The sequence below is a fragment of the Curtobacterium sp. MCLR17_036 genome (genome assembly GCF_003234445.2).
Lineage (GTDB): Bacteria > Actinomycetota > Actinomycetes > Actinomycetales > Microbacteriaceae > Curtobacterium.
In genome coordinates this window covers 2,485,560-2,507,828 of sequence record NZ_CP126269.1, presented here as the reverse complement: position 1 = coordinate 2,507,828, position 22,269 = coordinate 2,485,560, and the positions used below count along the sequence as shown (strand labels likewise).

Genomic DNA, 22,269 nt, shown 5'->3' with positions numbered 1-22,269 from the left:
AATGGTCGCGAACCGTCGCCCCGCGGTCGCCGGGCGACGCCCGGCGAGCGGGCGAGCGCACGTCGTGACCGGTCTCCGGGGGAATGTGCGGCGGCCCCCGCGGGTTGGTGCCCACATGACCGACGACACCCTGCACCTGTCCGTCCTCGACCTCGCCACCCGTGAGTACGGCCAGTCCAACACCGAGGCCCTGCAGGGCTCGATCGACATGGCGGTGCACGCGGAGAAGCTCGGGTACGAGCGCTTCTGGGTCGCCGAGCACCACGGCATGCCCGGCATCACCTCGTCGGCTCCCGCCGTGCTGCTCAGCGCCGTCGGGGCAGCCACCTCGACCATCCGCATCGGCTCCGGCGGCGTCATGCTGCCGAACCACGCGCCGCTCGTCGTCGCCGAGCAGTTCGGGACGCTCCGCGCGCTCTACGGCGACCGGGTCGACCTCGGCCTCGGGCGGGCGCCCGGTACCGACGGAGCGACGGCGATGGCGCTCCGCCGCACGGACCGTCTGGACGTCGACGACTTCCCGGAGCGGCTCGCCGACCTCATCGGGTTCTTCACCGGGATGGACGAGGGCAACCCGCTCGCGGGCATCCGCGCCGTGCCGGGCTACGGCGACGTGCCGGAGTTCTGGCTGCTCGGGTCCTCCGGCTACAGCGCCCAGGTGGCGGGGGCGCTCGGCGTCTCGTTCGCCTTCGCGCACCACTTCGCCTCGGACAACACCGAGGCGGCGCTCGCCCTGTACCGCGACTCGTTCCGGCCGTCGCGCTTCCGGCAGACGCCGAACGCGCTGATCGGCGTGCAGGTCGTCACCGACGAGGACCCCGCCGTCGTGGACGAGCAGAGCGCTCCCGGCATGATCTCCTTCATCCGGATGCGCTCCGGCCGGAAGCCCGAGCCGGTGTCGATGGACGAGGCCCGTGCCTACGAGTTCACCGACCTCGAGCGTCGGTTCATCGCCGCCCGCACCGAGCGGCAGGCCTACGGCACCGCCGACCAGGTGGCGTCGAAGATCAACGCCCTGGTGGCGTCCACCGGGGCGGACGGCGTGATCGTGGCGCCGGGTGCCGCCCAGGCCCGGTACCGCCACCAGGCGCTCGACGTCGTGGCGCGCCTGCACGGCGAGGGGCGCCTCGTTCCCGCTGGCGCGGCGGCGGCGGTCTAGTCCGCAGGGTCCCGCGCACGCGGTCTCGTCCACGCGGTCTCGTCCACGCGGTCTCGTTAACTTCGTGAGCAGGAATGGTCGGGTCGACGACGCGCACTCGACCACTGCTGCTCACGGAGTGCGGCGGTGCCTCAGGTGAGCAGGCCGAGGCGGGTCGCGGCGGCCACGGCGGCGACCCGCGAACCGACGTCGAGCTTCCGGAACACGTTGTAGACGTGCCGCTTGACCGTGCCGATCGCGAGCTGCAGGTCGGCGGCGATCTCGGCGTTCGTGCGTGCGGCCGCGACGAGGCGGAGCACCTCGAGCTCGCGGTCGCTCAGCGGTGCGCCCGCACGGGCCTCGGTGACCAGGTCGACCGGGAACGTCACCGGCGCAGCGTCGGCGTGCGCAGCCCGGGCGATGCGGTCGACGAGCTCGCGGCTCGGGGTGTCCTTCGTGACGAAGTCGACCGCGCCGGCGTCGAGGAGCGTCCGCCGGAGCACGGCGTCCCGGTGCATGGTGAGCACGACGACGTGGATGTCCGGGCGGGTGCGGCGCAGGGTCGCGATCGTCGTCCGCGCCGGGGGACCGTCGAGCTCGACGTCGAGCAGCAGCACGTCGATCGCCGCGGCCTCGGGGGCGTCGAGGACATCGGCGGGACGTTCACCGTGCGACACGACGCGGATGCTCGGGACGGCGCCGAGGATGGTCGCGAGGCCCTCGCGGAAGAGCCGGTGGTCGTCGACGATCGCGACGTGGGTGATGGTCACAGGGTCCCCCTCGGGATGGTCAGCAGGACGGTCGTCCCCGCGCCCGGAGCGCTGACGACGTCGAGGCTCGCCCCGATGACGGCGGCACGCTCCCGCATCGTCTGCTGGCCGAGCCGGCCGTCGGCGTGGTCCTCCGGTGCGAACCCGGGGCCGTCGTCGGACACCGTCAACACCAGGGCCCGCGCGCCCCAGGCGAAGTCCACCGTCGCGGTGGAGCCGGGGGCGTGCTTCGCACGGTTCGTGAGCGCCTCGAGCAGGATCGTCAGGGCTTCCTCGGCCTGCCAGACCGGCAGCCGTGCCGGGGTGCCGGTCGAGTGCACCGTCAGTCGTTCGTCGTCGCGGAACAGGTCCTTCGCGTGCCGGGCCAGCGCGTCGTCGAGCAGCGCGTCACCGACCCGGGCGTGCAGGCTCACGGCGAGGTCCTGCACGTCGCCGAGCGCCGACCGGAGCAGACGGCTCGCGGCGTCGAGCTGCTCCGCGCGCTCCGCCGCCGGGGGATCGGTGAGCAGGACGAGGTCGAGCCGTTGCAGCCCGGCGAGGATCCCGTGCGCCACGCGGTCGTGCAGGTCGCGGGCGATCTGCGTCCGCGAGTCGAGGTGCGCGGTCGTGACGCGCTGGCGCAGTGCCTCGGTGTAGGCGACGGCCCCGGCCGGGAACCGGCTCCAGATGCCCGCGTGCAGGGCGCGGGTGGCCCGGATGACCTCGGCGGTGGTGACGGCGCCGACCTCGTCGACGAAGACCGGCACGTACGCGTCGAAGAGCATCTCGGCGGCGAGCATCGCGCCGGCCGGGTGCTGGGCGTGCTCGGCGTGCAGGGCACCCGTCGCCAGGTGCTCCGGGTCGAGGTAGGCGTTGCTCACGACGCTGCCGTCCGTGCCGGCGGCGTAGCGCGCGTGGGCGTCCGCGATCATCGACGTGATGTTCGCGGTCAGGCTCTCGGCCAGTGCGGGGTCCTCGGCAAACTCGGGGAACTGCGCGCCGATCTCGGCGAGGACGTGGGCGAGGGAGCGGTCGTTCGGCATGTCGATCGTGAGCGTAGCCGGAGCCGCGGCTGTCGACGGACGGGAACCGACCGGGTGGGTCGTCGGACACACGGCTGCGGGGAAAGCAGAAGGCCCCGGTTCCGGAGAACCAGGGCCTTCTTCGTACTGTCTCAACACAGTGTCGGGGTGACAGGATTTGAACCTGCGACCTCCTCGTCCCGAACGAGGCGCGCTACCAAGCTGCGCCACACCCCGCGGTGTGATCACTCCGTACCGGAGCAACCCCAGAAGTCTACCCGACGATCGGGTGTGCTCACGACCATGCGCTGCACGCCGGGCGCGTCGGCTCAGACGGTGCGTGCGGTGAGCGTGACCACGACCGCCTCGGGACGGCAGGCGAAGCGGACTGGCGCGTAGATCGACGTGCCGATCCCCGCCGAGACCTCGAGCCACGACCAGTGGTTCCGGTGCTCCCACTTGTGCAGGCCGCTGGCGAAGCGTCGGGGCAGGTCGGAGTTCGTGACGAGTGCGCCGACGCCCGGTACCGCCACCTGGCCGCCGTGGGTGTGCCCGGCGAAGACGACGTCGGCACCCTGGGTGACGAAGGCGTCGAGCACCCGACGATACGGCGCGTGGGTGATGCCGAGGGCGACGGCGGCAGGACCGTCCTCGTCCTCCGACCAGGGGACGTCGCTCCGCATCTCGTCGACGTTCGTCGGGAGCAGGTCGAGGCGGTCCCAGTCGCGGTGCGCGTCCGAGGTGCCGAACAGCTCGAACCGCGATCCGCGGAGCTCGATCGCGTGCGCGTGGTCGTTCACGTCGAGCCAGCCGAGCGACTCGAAGAACGCGGTCTGCCGGTCGACGTCGAGGCCGACGGGCTCTGCAGCGTGGCCCATCCGGCTCGGACCGGAGAAGTACCGGAGCGGGTTGCGGGGGGAGGGGGCGTAGAAGTCGTTCGACCCGTACGCGAACGCCCCGGGGACGCCCCGGAAGGGCTCGAGGGCGTACTCGACGGCGGCGTTCGCGGTCGGGTGGCCGAGGTTGTCGCCGGTGTTCACGATGAAGTCGGGCTCGACGAGGCTGAGGTCGCGGAGCCACTGCTGCTTGTCGGCCTGCCACGGCGCCATGTGGATGTCGGACAGGTGCAGGACCGTGACGTCACGCGAGCCCTCGGGGAGCACCGGGACGGTCTCCCAGCGCAGCCCGAAACGTCGCCGCTCGACGAGGGACCCCCACGCCGCCGAGGCGGCGCCGGCGGCCGCACCGGCTGCGAGGACCCCGAGCGCGGTGCGACCGCGGGTCACTTGCAGCGCTCCGGTGCCTTGCCGTTCTTGTCGCCGAACAGCTGGATCGTTACGGTGGAGTCCTTGGCTGCGGCGGCGTCGGCAGCGGGGTCGACGGCGGCGACCCGGCAGGTCTTCTTGCCCCCGCCCTTCGCGTACTCGTCGGAGACGGCCACGTTCGCGAACCCGGCCTCGCCCAGCCTCGATCGTGCGCCGTCGAGCGACGTACCGGCGACGTCGGGGACGTTCGCCTGGCTGCCGTCGGACGTGTAGACGGTGACGGTCGAGTCGCTCGACAGGAGCGCGCCGGAGGCGGGGGAGGTGGACTCCACCGAGCCGGGCTGGCCGGTGCCGGGACGCTGGCCGCCGTCGACGTAGCGGAAGCCCGCACCCGCGATGAGCGAGCGTGCCTCGTCGGCGCTCTTGCCGGCGACGTTCGGCACCGGGCTGCTGTTGCCCCGGATCGCACCCTGGCCCGGGTCGGTGAACCCACCGGCCGGGTAGAGCGCGTTGATCGGGGTCATCGCCTGCTTCCAGACATCTGCTCGGACACCGGCATAGGTGCCGTTGACGCCGTTGCTGAAGTGGCGGAGGTTGTTCTTGCCACCGTCCGTGTTGCCCTGCCAGTAGGCGGTCGCCACGCGGGAGCTCGCACCGACGAGCCAGATCTGGTCGGCCTCGTCGGTGGTGCCCGTCTTGGCGAACATCTGGGTGCCGTCTGCGGTCTGTGCACCGACGGCGGTACCGCTCCGGATCGTGCCCTTCATCGCGTAGATCGCGGCCTGGGCGAACGCCGGGTCGACGGCCTGCTGGCAGTCCTTCGCCTGTCCACCGAGCTGCTTGCCGGACGGCGAGGTGATCTGGTCGATGGCGATCGGCTTGCAGTAGATCCCGTTGTTCGCGACCGCGGCGTAGGCAGCGGCCATCGTCATCGGCGCGATCTCGTTCGTACCGAGGATGGCGGACGGGTTCATGTACTGCAGTTCGCCGCCGTCGGCGCGGTGGACGCCGAGCGACTGCGCGATGTCGCGGATGTCCTGCAGGTCCAACTTCTGTGCCATCGACGCGAACGCGCCGTTGATCGAGTTCGCCGTCGCTCCGAGCACGCTCCAGTTGTGGCCCTCACCCGGTGCGTCGTTCGTCACCGGGTACGGCGTGTTGACCGTCTGCCCGCCGATCGTCCACGGCGAGACGGTGCGCTCCGCGCCGCTCACGGTCTCGTTGAGCCCGTGGCCGCTCTTCACCCAGTCGAGCAGCGTGAACAGCTTGTAGGTCGAGCCGGTCTGGAAGCCCTTCGAGCTGCCGTACTTCTCGTCGACGCTGTAGTTCAGCGAGGTGGACGTCGCCGCGGACTTCAGCGACTCGTCGAAGTCCTTGTTCTGCGCCATCGTGATGATGCGACCCGACCCGGCCTCGATCGAGTTGAGCGTCGCGCCGAGCGCGAAGTTCGTCTCGGCCTTGTTGTCGTACGTGTTGAGCAGCTGCTTCTGCTGCGCGTTGAGGTCGAGGTTCAGCGTCGTCTGGATCTTGTAGCCGCCGTTTCGCCAGGCCTTGTCGCGGGCCTTCTGCGACGAGCCGAGCTGCGACATCTCGAGCACGACCTTCTTGGCGTAGTCGCAGAAGAACTGCGACCCGTCACCGACGGATGCCCGGCAGCCCTGCGACGGCTGCGTCAGGTGCACGTAGTCGGCGGGCTTCGCGAGCCGTGCCTTGCGGTACTCGTCCTCGGTGAGGTTCTTCTGCGCGTACATCGACCGCAGGATGACGTTGCGGCGGGCGACGTTCGCGTCGTACTTCTTCGGGGTCGACAGGTTGCGGGCCTCGGGGTACTGCACGATCGCGATGAGCGAGGCAGCCTCGGCCGGGGTCAGGTCCGTGGCGCTCTTGTTGTAGTAGTGCTGCGCCGCGGCCTGCACGCCGTAGGTCTGGTCGCCGAAGTACGCGATGTTCAGGTAGGCGGTGAGGATCTCCTTCTTGGAGTACTTCTTCGCCAGGCCGATCGCGAGCTTCATCTCCTCGAGCTTGCGGGGGATGGTCTGCTCGACGGCCTCCTTGTAGGCCTTCTCCTGCTCATCCTTGGTGGGGAGCTCGAGGGCCTGCTGCATCTTGATGTTGCGGACGAGCTGCATCGTCAGCGTCGAGCCACCGCCCGAGTCGCCGAGCCCACCGGCGATGCTGCCGACGCCAGCACGGACGAGCGAGGTCATGTCGACGCCGCCGTGGTCGTAGAAGCGCTTGTCCTCGCCGTCGATCGCCGCGTTCTTGAGCTGCTCGCTGATCTGGTCGAACTTCAGCTCTTCGCGGTTCTGGTCGTACAGGGTCGCGAAGTGCACGGACTTGCCGCCCTGGTAGGCGTACAGCTCGTTGCGCTGCGGCAGGTCACCGATCTCGATGTACTCCGGCAGCGACTCGAACACGCCGATCGTCGACGTCGTCGTGACGCCGGCGACCGCGATGGCCGGGGTGACGCCGATCGTGACGAGCAGGCCGGCGAGGGCACTGAACCCGACGAAACCGATGAAGGCGCCGACTGCTGAGACGGGCTTGGTCCGCGAGGCAGACGTCTTCTGGGCAGACATAGGATGCAGCCTAAACGACACCCACGACTGAAAGGCTGGCAAGGAACCGCATGACTCGCTGGGAGTACTTCACCACGCCCCTGATGATCCACACCACCACCGCGATCCTCAACAACTACGGGGACGAGGGCTGGGAGCTGGTCCAGGTCGTCACCGGGCCCGAAGGCGGTCTCGTCGCCTACCTGAAGCGCCCGAAGGCCGACGCGTGAGCGTGGCCGACCGGCTGGCCGAGCTCGGGCTGACGCTCCCGCCGGTCGCCGCCCCCGTCGCGGCCTACGTGCCCGCGGTCGTCACGGGTCGGTACGTCTACACGGCCGGCCAGCTGCCGTTCGTCGACGGTGCGCTGCCCGTGACCGGCAAGGTCGGCGCGGACGTCGACGCCGAGACCGCCACCGCGCAGGCCCGCGTGGCCGCACTCAACGCGCTGGCCGCCGTCGAGTCGGTCGCCGGTTCGCTCGACCGGGTGGCGCGGGTCGTGAAGGTGACGGTGTTCGTCGCCTCGGAGTCGTCCTTCACGGGTCAGCCCGGGGTCGCGAACGGTGCCTCCACCTTGGTCGGCGAGGTCTTCGGCGACGCCGGCGTCCACGCGCGCAGCGCGGTGGGTGTCGCCGTCCTGCCGCTGGACGCGCCGGTCGAGGTCGAGCTGGTCGTGGAGCTGACCGCCTGACGGACCGTCTGCGACGCAACTCACGCGAGCCGTGCCTCCAGTCCGAGCGGACGGGAGGCGCGGCTCGCGTCGTTCCTGCTACATGAGTTCCGCGATGGTCGCCATGATCGTCGGGTCGGCGAGCGTGGTCGTGTCGCCGATGCGGCGGCCCTCGGCCGCGTCGCGGAGCAGACGCCGCATGATCTTGCCGGAGCGCGTCTTCGGCAGCTCGGGCACGATGACCACCTGTCGGGGCTTCGCGATCGCGCCGATGCGCTTGCCCACCCAGTTGCGGAGCTCGGTCGCGGCGGACTCGCGGTCGACGTCGGCGGCGGCCTCGGCGGTCAGGATGACGTACGCGACGACCGCCTGCCCGGTGGTCTCGTCCGCGGCGCCGACGACCGCGGCCTCGGCCACGCCCTCGTGCCCGACCAGCGCCGACTCGATCTCGGCCGTCGACAGGCGGTGCCCGGAGACGTTCATGACGTCGTCGACGCGGCCCTGGATCCAGATGTCGCCCTGGCCGTCGAGCCGCGCGCCGTCGCCGGCGAAGTAGCGGCCGGGGAACCGCGACCAATACGTCTCGACGAACCGGTCCGGGTTGCCCCAGATGCCGCGGGCCATCGAGGGCCACGGCTCGGTGATCGTGAGGTAGCCGCTCTCACCGGGGTCGGCCCGGTTCCCGTCGTCGTCGACGATCTCGGCGACGATGCCGGGCAGCGGCGTCTGCGCGGCGCCGGGCTTGAGCTTCGTGACGCCGGGCAGGGCGGAGATCATGATCGCGCCGGTCTCGGTCTGCCACCACGTGTCGACGATCGGCGTGCGGTCGTGGCCGATGACCTGCCGGTACCACTGCCAGGCCTCGGGGTTGATCGGCTCCCCGACGCTGCCGAGCAGGCGCAGGGTCTCGAGGCTGCGGGCCTCGGGGATCTCGCGACCGGCCTTCATCGCCGCACGGACAGCGGTCGGCGCGGTGTACAGGACGGTCACGCCGTACGAGTCGACGAGGTCCCACCAGCGGCCGGGCTTCGGCTCGTCGGGCGTGCCCTCGTAGAGCACCTGGGTCACGCCGTTCGCCAGCGGCCCGTAGACGACGTACGAGTGCCCGGTGATCCAGCCGATGTCGGCCGTGCACCAGTAGACGTCCTTCTCGGGGTGCATGTCGAACACGTTCTTGTGCGTGTAGGCGGCCTGCGTCAGGTACCCGCCGGAGGTGTGCACGATGCCCTTCGGCTTCCCCGTCGTGCCCGAGGTGTACAGGATGAAGAGCGGGGTCTCGGCGGGGAAGGCTTCGGGCGTGTGTTCCGGGGCGGCCTTCGCGACCTCGTCGTGCCACCACAGGTCGCGGTCGTTCCAGGCGATCTCGTTGCCGCCGCGCTTGACGACCAGGACGTGCTCGACGCTGTCGGTGCCGTCGCCCTCGAGTGCCTCGTCGACGGCGGGCTTGAGCGCGGACACCGCGCCGCGGCGCCAGCCGCCGTCCGCCGTGACCACGAGCTTCGCGCCGGCGTCCTCGATGCGGGCGCGCAGGCTCTCCGCGCTGAAGCCGCCGAACACGACGGAGTGCACGGCGCCGATGCGGGCGACGGCGAGCATCGTGACGACCGCCTCGGGGATGAGCGGCAGGTACACGACCACCCGGTCGCCCCGGCCCACGCCGAGGTCGGTGAGCATGTTCGCGGCGCGCTGCACCTCGGCGGTCAGCTCGGCGTAGGTGATCCGGCGCGTGTCGCCCGGCGCGCCCTCGAAGTGGATCGCGACCCGGTCGCCGTTGCCCGCGCGCACGTGCCGGTCGAGGCAGTTCTCGGCGACGTTGAGCGTGCCGTCGGCGAACCACTTCGCGAACGGGGCGCCGGACCAGTCGAGGGTCTGCGTGAACGGGGTCCGCCAATCGAGGAGCGTGCGCGACTGCTCCGCCCAGAACGCCTCGCGGTCGGCGGCGGCGGCCTCGTGCAGGTCCGCGCGCGCCACCGCGTCGGCGACGAACTCGGGCGGCGGCGGGAAGGTCGCGCCGTCGTCCTCGCGGTGGTCGGTCTGGGTCGGAGTGGACATCGATGTCCTTTCGCGTCGTTGCGTCCTCAGGGTGCGGAACGGATGCTACCCCTCGGCCGGACCGGGGCGCGGCGCTGTCGCCCCGCGTGGCGGCGCGCCCGGACGGCGGGTCGGGGGTGCCGCTGCGGAGGGTTCGTGGGGTACAGTAGATCCCGCTGGACTCGTTTCCGGCGGCACCGAATCGGATTCCCCCCAACCCTCCGGTGTCCAGGCGGCACCTGTTCCCCCCAACCGGTGCCGCCTCTTCTTTTGCCTGGCGTCCGACCCCTCGTGCGCCGTCTGATCAGACTGTCGAGTGACCCTCGGATCCGCATGGGCGCGCGGGTCGGTGAACAGAACGGTCCACGGGTTCGGTTGTTGCGACAGTCGATGACATTGCGGTTGTCATGCGAACGCGGGCTCCACGCCACGGAGGTTCCGGGGCGATCGGTGACCTCGCAGGCCGCAACGCCGAACGGGGTACGGGATTCCGTTCCGGGGGACAAAACGTCCTGTTGCTCGGGCGCTGTCGCGTCGTCCACAGGAAGGGCTCCGATGGACACGGAGACCGCACGCGGATTCGTACGGTCGGCGGCATGCCCCGCCGCTGCGCCACGTCCGCTCCGACCCCGTCCTCCGTCGTGCCGTTCCTGCCGGGCAGCTCGCCACCGTCACGACGACGAACGGACGCGGTCGTCGAGTTCGAGGAACTCGCCGACCTCGTCTCCGATGCGGCCGTCACCGACGTGCTGGTGCTCGGCGGCGTCGGCACGTGGGTCGACCGGGGCGGTGGCCTGCTGGCGGTGCCGCCCGTGCTGCCGGAAGCACGGACCCGCGAGCTCGCCACCCGCCTGGTCGCACTCGGCGGGCGGCACGTCGACGAGACGACCCCGTGCGCGGACGTCCGGCACGGCGACGGCGTGCGGGTGCACGTCGTCCTGGCGCCCGTGTCGGTGCGCGGGACCGCACTCTCCATCCGCCTGCCCCACCCCGAGCCGCCCACCCTCGACGCCCTGGAACGCAGCGGCACCTTCGAGCACGTGCCCCGGGCCAGCGTCGACCGGGCGGTCGCGGCGCGCCGCAACGTGCTCGTCACCGGCGCGACCGGCAGCGGCAAGACCACCCTGCTCGCGGCGATGCTCGGCGCTGTCCCGACCGACGAACGGATCGTCACCGTCGAGGACGTCGCCGAACTCCGCATCGCCCACCCGCACGTCGTCGCGCTCGAGGCCCGGCAGGCGAACGCCGAGGGCGCCGGAGCGCTCGGGCTCGACCGCCTGGTGCGCGAGGCCCTGCGGATGCGGCCGGACCGCCTCGTCGTGGGGGAGTGCCGCGGCGCCGAGGTCCGGGAGCTCCTGGCCGCGCTGAACACCGGTCACGACGGCGGCGCCGGCACCGTGCACGCCAACGGGCTCGACGACGTCGCCGCACGCCTCGAGGCGCTCGGCGCGCTCGCCGGCCTGGGCGTCGAGGCGCTCGCCCGACAGGCGGTCAGCGCCGTCGACCTCGTCCTGCACGTCGAACGCCGTGCCGGCGGTCGACGGCTCGCCGGTGTCGGGGTCCTGCAGGTGGGCCCGGACGGGAGGCTCGTGGTGCGCCCCACGGACCCGACCGGGTGAGCGGACGGCCGGCACCCGACCCCGCGCGCACCGCCGCCGTGCTCGACCGGGTCGCGACGCTGGTGGCCGCCGGTGTCCCGCAGCCGCGGGCGTGGGAACTGGTCGGGGGTCTGCCGGACCCCGGCACCCCTGCCGCCCGCGACGTCCTCGTCGTGCTCCGGGTCGCCGAGCGCACCGGCGCCCCGGTCGCCCCGACCCTCCGCCGCCTGGCCGGGGCACTCCGACGGGCGGCCGCGTCCGACCGGGCGGTCCGCGTCGCGCTCGCCGGGCCGCGGACGAGCGCCCGCGTGGTCCTGGCGCTGCCGCTCCTCGGCCTCGCACTCGGAGCCGCCTGGGGCGCCGGTGCGGTGCAGGTGCTCGTGGGCTCGCCGGCGGGCTGGGCCTGCACGGCGCTCGCCGTCGTGCTCGTGCTCGTCGGACGGGCCTGGACCGCACGGCTCGTGCGGGCGGCGACGCCGGACGGTCGCGTGCCCGGCACCCTGCTCGACGCCTGGGCGGTCGCCGTCTCCGGCGGCGGCTCCTGGACCACGGCGGGTACAGTCGTGACGGCCGCCACCGCCGACACGCCCCCGCCGGCAGCAGAGGCGGTGCGACTACGCGAGGTCCTCGACCTGGCGCAGCGCGCCGGGGTGCCCGCGGGCACGCTCCTGGCGCGGGCCGCCGAGGACGTCCGTGACGAGGCGGCCGCGGCGGGCCTCGTCCGGGCGGAACAGCTCGCGGTCCGTCTCGTGCTGCCGCTGGGCGTCTGCGTGCTGCCCGCGTTCGTCCTGGTCGGCGTCGTGCCGGTCGTGGTCGGTGTCCTCTCCTCCACCGTCACCGGCATCCGGTGACCTCTCCACAGATGTCCGGTGCCCACCACGACGGACCGCCGTGCTCGGCGACGCTGGTCGCACACGACAGTGACGCTGGTCGCACACGACAGTGACGCTGGTCGCACTTGACAGAGAGGAACGAACCCATGAGCATTCCCACCCCACCGCGCCGTCGGACCCGACTCGCCCCGCGCCTGCGCGACGAGCAGGGGTCGGCGACCGCGGAGTACGCCGTCGTCATCCTGGCCGCCGTCGCGTTCGCCGGCGTGCTCGTCGCCGTCATGCGCTCGGGCGAGGTCCAGACCCTCCTGACCGACCTCGTCCGCGGTGCCCTCGCACCGTGAGCGCGGGGCGGTCACCGTCGAGTTCGCGGTCGCCCTGCCCGCGGTGGCGCTCGTGCTCACGGCGCTCGTCGCAGCCGTGCTCGTCGTCGACGGCAGGGGCCGGCTCGAACTGGCGGCCGCCACGGCCGTCCGGGCGCTCGGCCGGGGCGACGAGACCGCGGCACGGGCAGCGTTCGACCGCATCGCTCCCGGCGCGTCGATCCGGGTCTCCCGCCCCGACGGCCTGGTGTGCGTCGACACCGAGCGGACCGGCACCGGGCCGTTCGCAGCGGTCGCCGTGCACGCGGCGACGTGCACGGTCGACGGGGGCCGGTGAGGCGGGCTCGGCGACCGTCGTGCTGGCCGTCGTGCTGGCGCTCGGCGTGTCGGTCGCCTCGGCGGCGCTCGCCGCGGCCGGGCTGCGTGGCCAGGTCGTCCACGCCCAGGGGGTCGCCGACGCCGCTGCCACCTCGGCCGCCGCCGCGGCCGTCGGACTCGTGCCCGGCGCGCCGTGCGCCGTCGCGGCCCGGGTCACCGCGGCGGTCGACTCCGTCCTCACCGGCTGCGAGACCCGTTCCGCGACCGTCCGGGTCCGCGTCCTCGTGGGGTCCGGACCGTTCGCCGTCGACGCGGACGCGGTCGCCGGTCCGGCGGACGAGCAGCCCGGACACTGTGTGTATGGTGTGCCTGTCGGCCACCGGTCACCGATGTCCCGGGCGACCCGGACACGATCGTGGCCGGGGCCGACCAGCACCATCGATCAAGGAGACACGTGCCAGGCACGAAGAAGCTCGTGATCGTCGAGAGCCCCGCGAAGGCGAAGACGATCGCGCAATACCTCGGTGACGGATACGACGTCCAGGCCTCGGTCGGACACATCCGTGACCTCGTCGAGCCGAAGAACCTGCCGGCCGAGCTGAAGAAGGGCTCCCTCGGCAAGTTCTCGGTGGACGTCGACAACGGCTTCGAGCCGTACTACGTCGTGTCCGACGCCAAGAAGAAGACCGTCTCCGAACTCAAGCGTGCCCTGAAGGACGCCGACGAGCTCTACCTCGCAACAGATGAAGACCGCGAGGGCGAAGCCATCGCGTGGCACCTGCTCCAGGTCCTCAAGCCGAAGGTCCCCGTCAAGCGGATGGTCTTCCACGAGATCACGAAGGAGGCGATCCAGCGCGCGCAGGAGGCCACCCGTGAGCTCGACACCGCCCTCGTCGACGCCCAGGAGACCCGCCGCATCCTCGACCGCCTGTACGGCTACGAGGTCTCGCCGGTCCTGTGGCGCAAGGTCGGCCCCGGCCTGTCCGCCGGTCGCGTCCAGTCCGCGGCCACCCGACTCGTCGTCGACCGCGAGCGCGAGCGCCTGGCGTTCGTCTCCGCGAACTACTGGGACCTGTCCGCCCGCTTCGAGCGGACCGGCGAGTCCGCGTTCTCCGCACGCCTCGCCCGGATCCAGGGGACCCGCGTCGCCTCCGGCCGCGACTTCGACGACCGCGGCACGCTGAGCGGTGACGTCGTCCGGCTCGACCAGGCCGCCGCCGCTTCGCTGACCACCGTGCTCGAGCGCGCCGGTGACGCCACCGTGCGCAGCGTCGAGTCGAAGCCGTACACCCGTCGCCCCGCGGCGCCGTTCACCACGTCGACGCTGCAGCAGGAGGCCGCGCGCAAGCTCCGCCTGTCGCCGCGGCAGACCGCCCGTGCCGCGCAGACGCTGTACGAGAACGGGTACATCACCTACATCCGTACCGACTCGGTCTCGCTCTCCCAGCAGGCGATCAACGCTGCCCGCAAGCAGGCCGCCGACCTGTACGGCTCGGCGACCGTCCCGGACAAGCCGCGGCTGTACGCCAGCAAGAGCAAGAACGCGCAGGAAGCCCACGAGGCGATCCGCCCCGCCGGCGACTCCTTCCGCACGCCGCAGCAGCTCGAGGGCACGCTGACGGGTGTCGAGTGGCGGCTCTACGACCTCATCTGGAAGCGCACGATCGCGTCGCAGATGGCGGACGCCAAGGGCTCGACGGCGTCGATCGTCCTCGGCATCGCGTCGGGGGAGTCGGTCGAGGGCCTCGCGGTCACCGCGGACGGCACCGACGCCGAGTTCACCGCGTCCGGCACGGTCATCACCTTCCGCGGCTTCCTCAGCGCGTACGAGGAAGGCCGCGACGAGGACCGCCACGAGTCCTCCGACCGCGCCGGGCAGGACGTCGCCCTGCCGGACGTCAAGCAGGGCGAGCACCTCGAGGTCCACGACGTCGAGGCGAAGGGGCACGACACGACGCCGCCGCCGCGCTTCACCGAGGCGAGCCTGATCAAGACGCTCGAAGAGCTCGGGATCGGGCGTCCGTCGACCTACCCGACGATCAGCCCGACGATCATCGACCGCGGGTACGTCTCCCTGCGCGGGACCCAGCTCGTGCCGAACTGGATCGCGTTCAGCGTGGTGCGCCTGCTCGAGGAGTACTTCGGCGAACTCGTCGAGTACGACTTCACCGCCGAGATGGAAGAGGACCTCGACCGGATCGCCCGCGGCGACGCCGACCGGGTCGACTGGCTCAAGGGCTTCTACTTCGGCGGCGGTGCCGAGGACCAGCGCGGGCTCCGCACGGTCATCGACAACCTCGGCGAGATCGACGCGCGCGAGATCAACTCCGTCGAGCTCGCACCGGGGCTGACCCTGCGCATCGGCCGCTACGGGCCCTACATCGAGGTCCCGAGCGACGACCCGGAGAAGCCGCGCCGCGTCAACGTCCCCGAGGACCTGGCCCCCGACGAGCTGACCGCCGAGAAGGCGAAAGAACTCGTCGACGCCCCGGTCCTCGGCGACCGCGTCGTCGGGATCAACCCGGAGACCGGGAAAGAGGTGCTGGCGAAGGACGGCCGCTTCGGCCCCTACGTCACCGAGCGCACGCCGGAGCCGGAGCCCACCGCGGACCCGGCCACCGGCGAGATCGTCGAGTCCACCCCGGCCGCCGAGGCGGTGCCCGAGAACACCGCTGGCGACGGCACGGCCGCCGCGAAGAAGGCACCGGCCAAGAAGGCGCCCGCGAAGAAGACGACGAAGAAGCCCGCCGCCCCGAAGGAGCGCACGGCCTCGCTGTTCAAGTCGATGGACCCGCAGACCGTCGACCTCGAGACCGCGCTGAAGCTCCTCGACCTGCCGCGCGTCGTCGGGCAGGACCCGGAGTCCGGCAACGACATCACGGCGCAGAACGGGCGCTACGGCCCCTACCTGAAGAAGGGGACCGACACCCGCACGCTGCCGGGCGAGGACGCGATCTTCGACATCGACCTGCCCGGGGCGCTCGAGCTCTTCGCGCAGCCGAAGTACGGCGGCAACCGCACCGCGAGCGCCGCGCTCAAGGAGTTCGACGCCGACCCCGTGTCGGGCAAGCCGATCAAGATGAAGGACGGTCGCTTCGGCCCCTACGTCACGGACGGCGAGACGAACGCGACGATACCGCGCGGCGAGGACGTCGAGGCGGTCGACCACGCCCGCGCGGTGCAGCTCATCGCCGACAAGCGCGCCAAGGGACCGGTCAAGAAGAAGACGCCGGCCAAGCGGGCTCCGGCCAAGAAGAAGTGACCGGTCGCTTCATCACGCTCGAGGGCGGCGACGGCGCGGGCAAGACGACCCAGGCCGAGATGCTCACGGCCTGGCTCGGCGAGCACGGCCGCACCGTGGTGCGGACCCGCGAGCCCGGCGGGACCGCCCTCGGCGAGCGGATCCGCGAGATCGTGCTGCACGAACGCGGCCACGTCTCGCCCCGCGCCGAGGCCTTGCTCTACGCGGCCGACCGCGCGCACCACGTGCAGACCGTCGTCCGTCCGGCCATGGCCCGCGACGAGGTCGTGCTGCAGGACCGCTACACGGACTCGTCCGTGGCCTACCAGGGCGTCGCGCGCGGCCTCGGAGCGGAGCGCATCCGCTCGGTGTCCGACTGGGCGTCCGAGGGCCTGCGCCCCGACCTGACGGTGCTGCTCGACCTCGACGTCACCGTCGGCCGGGCACGGGTGGCCGCGGCCCGCGGGGACACCTTCGATCGGCTCGAGTCCGAGGCCGAGGCGTTCCACGAGACCGTGCGCCGGGCGTTCCTCGACATGGCCGAGGTCGAGCCGGACCGCTTCCTGGTCGTCGACGCCGCGGCACCCGCCGACCACGTGCAGGACGTCATCCGTGCGGCCGTGGCGCCGCTCGTCGGCATCGACGGCGCATGACGGTGGTCGCTGACAGGATGGTGTCGTGAGCGTCTGGGACGGCCTGACCGGCCAGGAAGAAGCGGTCGCGTCGCTCCGCAACGCGGCCGAGTCGACCGACGGCACCGGCGGCATGACCCACTCGTGGCTCATCACGGGTCCGCCCGGGTCCGGCCGCTCGAACGTCGCGACCGCCTTCGCGGCGGCGCTGGTCGGCAACGGCCCCGACGACGACCACACGTTGCGGCAGATCGTCGCGAAGACCCACCCCGACGTCTCGGTGCTCACCACCCAGCGCGTCATCATCACCATCGACGAGATCCGGCAGCTCGTCACCTCGTCGCACTACTCGCCCTCGGTCGGGCGGTACCGCGTCGTCATCGTCGAGGACGCCGACCGCATGACCGAGCGCACCTCGAACCTGCTGCTCAAGGCGCTCGAGGAGCCCCCGGAGCGCACCGTGTGGATCCTCTGCGCCCCGAGCGAGGCCGACCTGCTGCCGACGATCCGGTCGCGTGTGCGCTCGGTGCGGCTCCGGGTGCCCGGCATCGAGTCAGTGGCGGACCTGCTCGTCGCCCGCACCGGTGTCGACCGCGTGCTCGCGATGGACGCCGCGCGCCAGGCGCAGAGCCACATCGGCATGGCGCAGCGCCTCGCCACGAGTCCGGACGCCCGCGACCGTCGTCGCCGGACGCTCACGACGGTGCTCGGGGTCCGCAGCGTCGGGGACGCCGTGATGGCGGCGGCCGACCTGCTCGCCGTCGCGGACGAGGACGCCAAGGCCATCACGGAACAGCGGGACGCCGAGGAACGCGACGCCGCGCTCCGCTCCCTCGGGGTCGAACCCGGCGGAACCGTCCCGCCGGCGTTGCGCTCGCAGCTGCGCGCGCTGGAAGAGGACCAGAAGCGCCGCGCCACCAGGAGCCTGCGCGACGGGCTCGACCGCATCCTGGTCGACGTGTCGTCGCTCTACCGCGACCTGCTGCTGCTCGGGCTCGGCGCACCGGCGGAACCCGTGAACCTGGCGATGCGCGAGCAGCTCGACCAGGCCCTGCAGACCGTCTCGCTGGCGGCGGCGCTCGAGGTGCTCGACGCGATCGCCCTCGCCCGGCAGCGGATCGCGGCGAACGTGGCGGCGCTGCTGGCGCTCGAGGCGCTGCTCGTCACCATCGTCCGCGCGTCGCGCTGACCGACTGGGCCGGAGCCGGGGGCACGCCGGCGGGGCCGAACGCGGCCACCCGCCGGATCGCACCGCACGGTGCGTGGTGCTACCCACCGGACCGCACGATGCGCGGCGACACCCGCCGGACCGCGCGGTGCGTGGCGGACGCCGGACGGGCCTCCCGGCCGACCCGACGGTGACCGGCGAGCACCGCATGCGACAATTCCGGCATGCCCGATGCCGAACCCGGCCTGCGCGAGCGCAAGCGCCGCGCCACCCGCCGTGCGATCCAGCAGGCCGCGCTCCGCATCGCGCTCGAGGACGGGCTCGGCGCCGTCACCGTAGAGGGGATCTCGCGGCGTGCGGACGTGTCCTCGCGGACGTTCTTCAACTACTTCCCGAGCAAGGAGCAGGCGATCCTCGGCGACGACCCGCGGCTGCCGGATGACGAGTCGCTGCGGACGTTCGTCGACGGCGGACCGGTCGGCGACGTGCTGGCCGACCTCGGGGCGCTGCTCGTGCACTCGGCACGCGAGCTCGTCGAGGAGCGGGGGCTCGTCGCCGAGCGGCAGCAGGTGCTGCGGGCCAACCCCGAGCTGTTCAGCCGACGCATGGAGTCGATGCGCGAGTTCCAGGGAGCGATCCAGGCCGCGGTCGTGCGACGGTTGGAACGCGACGACCCGGGGTTCGCCGCCGACGCGGACGCGTTGCGGCGGCGGGCCGGCCTGGTGTCGTCCGTCGCGCTGGCCGCGCTGCGGCACGCGTGGTGGGAGTGGTCGGCTTCCGAGACGGGCACGGACCTCGTCGACGAGCTGCAGCGCTCGTTCGCGGAGCTCGGCGTGCTCGTTTCGCGTTCGCTCGTCTGAGCCTGTATAGTCATTGACCGTGCCGCTCCGGAGACGGAGCGTCCGCCGCCTTAGCTCAGTCGGTAGAGCGATTCACTCGTAATGAATAGGTCGTCGGTTCGATTCCGACAGGCGGCTCCACCACGAAGGGCCCCGATCAGCGTCCAGCCGCAGATCAGGGCCCTTCGGTGTTCCCGGTCGAGCGTCTCCTGCCCGACACGTGCCGCCCCTCGTTCGGGGGTCCGAGCAACCGTCACGTCTTCGGTAGGGTCGGACGGTCGTCCAACGGAAAGAGCTCCACGTGCAGTACTCCCGCTTCGTCTCCCTCGTCGCTGCATCGGCAGCAGTCGCCCTCGGAGGGGCACTGATCGCGACGGCCCCGCAGTCTGCCGAAGCCGCGGGAGCGCCGACCGCCACGGTGACGGCGACACCCGCAGCCGCGACGGCTGCGGGGGCGCCGGTGCCCGCTGCGCCGACCGCGCCCGCCGCCTCCGCGACGACAGCGCCGGCTGCGCCGACCGGCGGCACCCCGACCGGCGCCGCGCCGCGCACGGTGCCCACCGCGACAGCGATCCCGACTCCGACGCCTGCCCCCGGTCCGATCACCGTGACCGTCGCCGGCGACTCGCTCACGCAGATGAAGGACTCGTGGGCGCTGCAGCTGCGCGACCCCGCCATCAGCATGACCGGCGGTGTGACGATCGGCGGCGGTACCACCACCGCGATCCTCAAGGCGGCGGCGCCGCGGGATGCCGACGTGCTGGTCGTGATGGCCGGGACGAACGACCTGCGCTACACCTACACGAGCAAGCAGATCCAGTCGCGCATCGTGCAGATCGTCCAGAAGGTCGGCGCGCGGCACGTCGTCATCGCCGCGATCGCTCCGTCGAACATCACGAAGTACGGCAAGAAGAAGCAGTTGAACCGGCGTGCCTCGGGCGCGGTGCTGAACCGTGACCTGCAGGGACTGGCAGCGGACCACGGGTGGTTGTTCGCCGACCCGTGGGCCTCGGTCCGCCGTCTGGACGGCGGCTGGAACCAGAGCAAGACGCTCGACGGTGTGCACCCGACCGTCGCGGTCTCGAAGCGCGCCGCGCAGCGGATGCAGGCGGCCATCCACATCGCCGCGAACGGCGCGTCGTCGTAGTCCGACGGGCGACCCCAATCCGCGACGGGCAGTGCTCCGAATCAGTCCGGTCGTTCTGACCCGTTACGGGTGTGCCCGCGTCGTCGACCCGAACGTCAGCGCGGGCACACTGCGACCGCTCCGACCAATCCGGACCACCCCGGTCTCCGAACACCTGGTGTAACGGGATCAGGGAAGGCCCCGTCCGGACCCGTTCGGGTCGGGTCCGGGCGGGTCGCCCGCCGGGCCAGGCGGACCGATCCGGATCGATGCGTCGCCGGTCCCCGTTCTGGGGCTGACCCGGAGTGCGCGGTGCGCGGCAGCATGGTGCTCCGAGGCTCGCAGCACTGGAGGTCGTCTTGCTTCTGTCACTGGTCTACATGAGCGCCGCGGCCGAGCCGTTCGAGCAGCCGCAGCTCGAGGCGCTCCTCGAGCACGCCCGCACGCGGAACGCCGCCGCCGGGCTGTCCGGCATGCTCGTGTTCAAGGACGGGCGGTTCATGCAGCTGGTCGAGGGACCGGAAGCCGCCGTGCTCGAGACCTACCAGCGCATCATCGACGACCCCCGCCACACCGACGTCGGTCTGCTCGTCGAGGAGCGCATCCACACGCCCCGGTTCGGCGAGTGGACGATGGCGTTCCACCGCGACGGCGACGGGGACCTGCCGGACGGGTTCGACGCGTTCCTGGCCGAGGGGGACCGGAGCGGGGACACGAGTCGATCGCGCGAGCTGCTCCGGTGGTTCCGCACGCACCCGCTGGCCGCGCCGGACGCCGCCAAGGGCAAGCACCGCCGCTGACGGCAGCGGCGCCGACACCGGCAGCGGCACCGGCACCGGCAGCGCCATCGGCACCGGCAGCGCCATCGGCACCGGCACCGGCACCGGCACCGGCAGCGCCATCGGCACCGGCACCGGCACTGGCACTGGCACGGGCAGCGCCATCGGCACCGGCACTGGCGCCGGCGCCGAGAGCGACGCCGGCCGTCAGGGCAGGTAGTACGTCGGGTTGGGCAGCTTCACGGTGCGGTCCGCCGAGCCGCCGAGCAGGTCGCTGTACTGGTCGCCGAGGTTCGCGACGACGTCGTAGCCGCCGCCCGACCGTGACTCGATGTGCGCACGGGTCTGCGACTTGTACTCGACGGTGGTGCACTTCGCCGCCGCGCAGGTGACGTACGACGGCTGCTGCGAGGCACCGACGCCGGTCCACTTCGTGTAGTACGTCTGCGTGCCGTGCTGCGTCGCCGAGAACTGCGGGTAGCCGACGCGGTGCAGGTTCTCGATCGTGGCGGCCTGCTGGTCGTCGTTCCGGCCGGTCAGCCCGATGACGGTGCAGCCGGAGCGCTCCGCGACCGACACGAGCGAGGTCATCGACGGGGTCGCCGGGAAGCGTTCGTCCTGCACCCACTCGTCCTGGCGGGCGGGGTCGAAGACGAAGTGCATGTCCGCGACCTCCATGTCGTAGGTCCAGAGGGTGGTGTCGTCGGCGTCGAGGACGATCGCCGGGTTGCGGTGGAGCCCGCGGCCGACGGCGCACTGCGCTGCGATGACGGGCGCCTGCCTGCGCACGATCGCGCGCAGTTCGCGGATGTAGGGCGAGTCGCTGCGGTCGGCGACGCCGGTGCCGGGGTCGCCGTAGTAGGTCGCGATGGTCTTCTTGACGACGTCGATGTTCGGGATGCCCTCGCCGCCCTGGGTCGCTCCGGAGGACCCGTCGGCTGCCGTGGTGAAGTGCGTGCGCGGGGACAGGCGCGGCTCGGAGACACCGGGCAGGTCGGCGGAGGGCAGGGAGTAGGTCGGGTTCGGCAGCTTCAGGGAACGGTCGGCGTACCCGCCCTGCAGGTCGCTCCACTGGTCGCCGATGTTCAGGGCGATGTCGTACCCGAGGTCCTGCTCGATGTGCTTGCGGGTCAGCGCCTTGTACTCGACGGTGGTGCACTTCGCCGTGGCGCACGTGACGTACGACGGCTGCTGGGACGCGCCGACGCCGGTCCACTTGGTGAAGAAGCGGTCCTGCGTGAACGCGGTGTACCCGACCTTCGTCAGGTTCTGGACGGTCGCGGCCTTCTGGTCGTCGTTCCGTCCGGTGAGTCCGAACACCGTGAACCCGAGTGCCTGCGCGCGGTTCACGAACCCGACCATCGACGGGACGGCCGGGAAGCGTTCGTCCTGCACCCACTCGTCCTGCCGGGCGGGGTCGAAGACGAAGTGCATGTCCGCGACCTCCATGTCGTAGGTCCAGAGCGTGGTGTCGTCCGCGTCGAGCACGATCGCCGGCTTCTCGCCGCGCCGGACGGCGGCGTCGTGGATGCGTCGCAGCTGGGCGCTCTGCCGGGCGACGATCGAGCGCACCTCTCGGACGTAGGGGGAGTCGTCGCGGTCGGCGAGACCGGTGCCGGGGTCGCCGTAGTACGTCGCGATGGTCTTCTTGACGACGTCGATGTTCGGGATGCCCTCGCCGCCCTGGGTCGCGCCGGAGGACCCGTCGGCCGCCATCGTGAAGTGCGTCCGCGGGGTCAGCCGGGCATCGGCGGCCTGGCCGGGCGGGCGGCCGTGCGACCCCCACCCGTGGGCGTCGGCCGGGGCGGCACCGAACAGCGTGGCGGTGAGGGCGATCGCGGCGCCGGTGGCGACGGCGGAGAGGACGGATCGGCGCATCGGCGACCTGCAGACCTTCGACTCGGGGGAGACGGCCCCCGTCCGGGGGTCGAGCAGAACGGTAGTGCTCCCCGGACCCGTCGTCCAGACCGTCTGCCCGGATC

The 22,269-nt window shown here is 72.1% G+C and carries 20 protein-coding genes and 2 tRNA genes; 15 read left to right on the top strand and 7 right to left on the bottom strand.

Going from position 1 to position 22,269, the window contains the following annotated elements; genetic code table 11:
• Positions 1-115 precede the first annotated feature (115 nt).
• Positions 116-1,159, top strand: a complete 1,044-nt coding sequence (locus DEI99_RS11665; protein ID WP_111040726.1) for an LLM class flavin-dependent oxidoreductase — start codon at positions 116-118, stop codon at positions 1,157-1,159.
• A gap of 131 nt (positions 1,160-1,290) precedes the next feature.
• On the opposite strand, the gene DEI99_RS11660 is transcribed toward DEI99_RS11665, so the two are convergent.
• The 5 genes from DEI99_RS11660 to DEI99_RS11640 all read right to left on the bottom strand — a co-directional run bounded on the left by DEI99_RS11660 (position 1,291) and on the right by DEI99_RS11640 (position 6,753).
• Positions 1,291-1,908, bottom strand: a complete 618-nt coding sequence (locus tag DEI99_RS11660) for a response regulator transcription factor (RefSeq protein ID WP_111040727.1) — start codon at positions 1,906-1,908, stop codon at positions 1,291-1,293.
• Positions 1,905-2,930 (bottom strand): sensor histidine kinase, encoded by a 1,026-nt coding sequence (locus DEI99_RS11655; RefSeq protein WP_111040728.1) that lies wholly within the window; start codon positions 2,928-2,930, stop codon positions 1,905-1,907. The genes DEI99_RS11660 and DEI99_RS11655 overlap by 4 nt, the downstream gene beginning before the upstream one ends.
• A gap of 142 nt (positions 2,931-3,072) precedes the next feature.
• A tRNA-Pro gene (locus DEI99_RS11650) sits at positions 3,073-3,146 on the bottom strand.
• A 92-nt stretch (positions 3,147-3,238) separates the two neighbouring features.
• A complete protein-coding gene (locus DEI99_RS11645) occupies positions 3,239-4,195 on the bottom strand; it encodes a metallophosphoesterase (RefSeq protein WP_111040729.1) in 957 nt (318 codons plus the stop codon).
• A complete protein-coding gene (locus tag DEI99_RS11640; protein WP_111040730.1) occupies positions 4,192-6,753 on the bottom strand; it encodes a transglycosylase domain-containing protein in 2,562 nt (853 codons plus the stop codon). Before DEI99_RS11640 ends, DEI99_RS11645 begins: the two co-directional genes overlap by 4 nt.
• A gap of 50 nt (positions 6,754-6,803) precedes the next feature.
• Between DEI99_RS11640 and sp36 the strand changes: the two genes are divergently transcribed.
• Positions 6,804-6,962 carry a Sp36 family protein gene (gene sp36, locus DEI99_RS11635; RefSeq protein WP_139196058.1) on the top strand — a complete coding sequence of 53 codons (159 nt, stop codon included), beginning with the start codon at positions 6,804-6,806 and terminating at the stop codon, positions 6,960-6,962.
• Positions 6,959-7,420 carry a RidA family protein gene (locus tag DEI99_RS11630; protein ID WP_111040731.1) on the top strand — a complete coding sequence of 154 codons (462 nt, stop codon included), beginning with the start codon at positions 6,959-6,961 and terminating at the stop codon, positions 7,418-7,420. Before sp36 ends, DEI99_RS11630 begins: the two co-directional genes overlap by 4 nt.
• A gap of 78 nt (positions 7,421-7,498) precedes the next feature.
• On the opposite strand, the gene acs is transcribed toward DEI99_RS11630, so the two are convergent.
• Positions 7,499-9,451 (bottom strand): acetate--CoA ligase, encoded by a 1,953-nt coding sequence (gene acs / locus DEI99_RS11625; protein WP_111040732.1) that lies wholly within the window; start codon positions 9,449-9,451, stop codon positions 7,499-7,501.
• Positions 9,452-10,026: 575 nt separating this feature from the next.
• On the opposite strand from acs, the gene DEI99_RS11620 reads away from it, so the two are divergent.
• The 12 genes from DEI99_RS11620 to DEI99_RS11565 all read left to right on the top strand — a co-directional run bounded on the left by DEI99_RS11620 (position 10,027) and on the right by DEI99_RS11565 (position 20,308).
• Positions 10,027-11,049 carry a TadA family conjugal transfer-associated ATPase gene (locus DEI99_RS11620; RefSeq protein ID WP_111040733.1) on the top strand — a complete coding sequence of 341 codons (1,023 nt, stop codon included), beginning with the start codon at positions 10,027-10,029 and terminating at the stop codon, positions 11,047-11,049.
• Positions 11,046-11,879, top strand: a complete 834-nt coding sequence (locus DEI99_RS11615) for a type II secretion system F family protein (protein WP_111040734.1) — start codon at positions 11,046-11,048, stop codon at positions 11,877-11,879. The genes DEI99_RS11620 and DEI99_RS11615 overlap by 4 nt, the downstream gene beginning before the upstream one ends.
• Positions 11,880-12,007: 128 nt before the next feature.
• A complete protein-coding gene (locus DEI99_RS11610) occupies positions 12,008-12,205 on the top strand; it encodes a DUF4244 domain-containing protein (protein WP_111040735.1) in 198 nt (65 codons plus the stop codon).
• Positions 12,189-12,521 (top strand): TadE/TadG family type IV pilus assembly protein, encoded by a 333-nt coding sequence (locus DEI99_RS11605; protein WP_111040736.1) that lies wholly within the window; start codon positions 12,189-12,191, stop codon positions 12,519-12,521. Before DEI99_RS11610 ends, DEI99_RS11605 begins: the two co-directional genes overlap by 17 nt.
• 19 nt (positions 12,522-12,540) lie before the next feature.
• Complete coding sequence (locus DEI99_RS11600; RefSeq protein WP_111040737.1) at positions 12,541-12,981, top strand: hypothetical protein; 441 nt, start codon at positions 12,541-12,543, stop codon at positions 12,979-12,981.
• A complete protein-coding gene (gene topA / locus DEI99_RS11595) occupies positions 12,957-15,764 on the top strand; it encodes a type I DNA topoisomerase (RefSeq protein WP_111040738.1) in 2,808 nt (935 codons plus the stop codon). Before DEI99_RS11600 ends, topA begins: the two co-directional genes overlap by 25 nt.
• Positions 15,761-16,396 carry a dTMP kinase gene (tmk, locus tag DEI99_RS11590; protein WP_111040739.1) on the top strand — a complete coding sequence of 212 codons (636 nt, stop codon included), beginning with the start codon at positions 15,761-15,763 and terminating at the stop codon, positions 16,394-16,396. Before topA ends, tmk begins: the two co-directional genes overlap by 4 nt.
• Before the next feature lie 25 nt (positions 16,397-16,421).
• The gene (locus tag DEI99_RS11585) at positions 16,422-17,564 is read left to right on the top strand and encodes a DNA polymerase III subunit delta' (protein ID WP_111040740.1); all 1,143 of its coding nucleotides are present in this window, start codon (positions 16,422-16,424) and stop codon (positions 17,562-17,564) included.
• 203 nt (positions 17,565-17,767) lie between these two features.
• Positions 17,768-18,403, top strand: coding sequence for a TetR family transcriptional regulator (locus DEI99_RS11580; protein ID WP_111040741.1), 636 nt, complete (start codon positions 17,768-17,770; stop codon positions 18,401-18,403).
• Between the two features lie 44 nt (positions 18,404-18,447).
• Positions 18,448-18,523: transfer RNA gene (locus tag DEI99_RS11575), tRNA-Thr, on the top strand.
• Between the two features lie 160 nt (positions 18,524-18,683).
• A complete protein-coding gene (locus DEI99_RS11570; protein WP_111040742.1) occupies positions 18,684-19,529 on the top strand; it encodes an SGNH/GDSL hydrolase family protein in 846 nt (281 codons plus the stop codon).
• A gap of 338 nt (positions 19,530-19,867) precedes the next feature.
• Positions 19,868-20,308: a BLUF domain-containing protein gene (locus DEI99_RS11565; protein WP_146247053.1), complete on the top strand. Its 441-nt coding sequence runs from the start codon at positions 19,868-19,870 to the stop codon at positions 20,306-20,308.
• 186 nt (positions 20,309-20,494) lie between these two features.
• On the opposite strand, the gene DEI99_RS11560 is transcribed toward DEI99_RS11565, so the two are convergent.
• Entirely contained in the window at positions 20,495-22,165 is a 1,671-nt protein-coding gene (locus DEI99_RS11560; protein ID WP_111040744.1) for an HAD family acid phosphatase, read from the bottom strand.
• Positions 22,166-22,269: the final 104 nt, after the last annotated feature.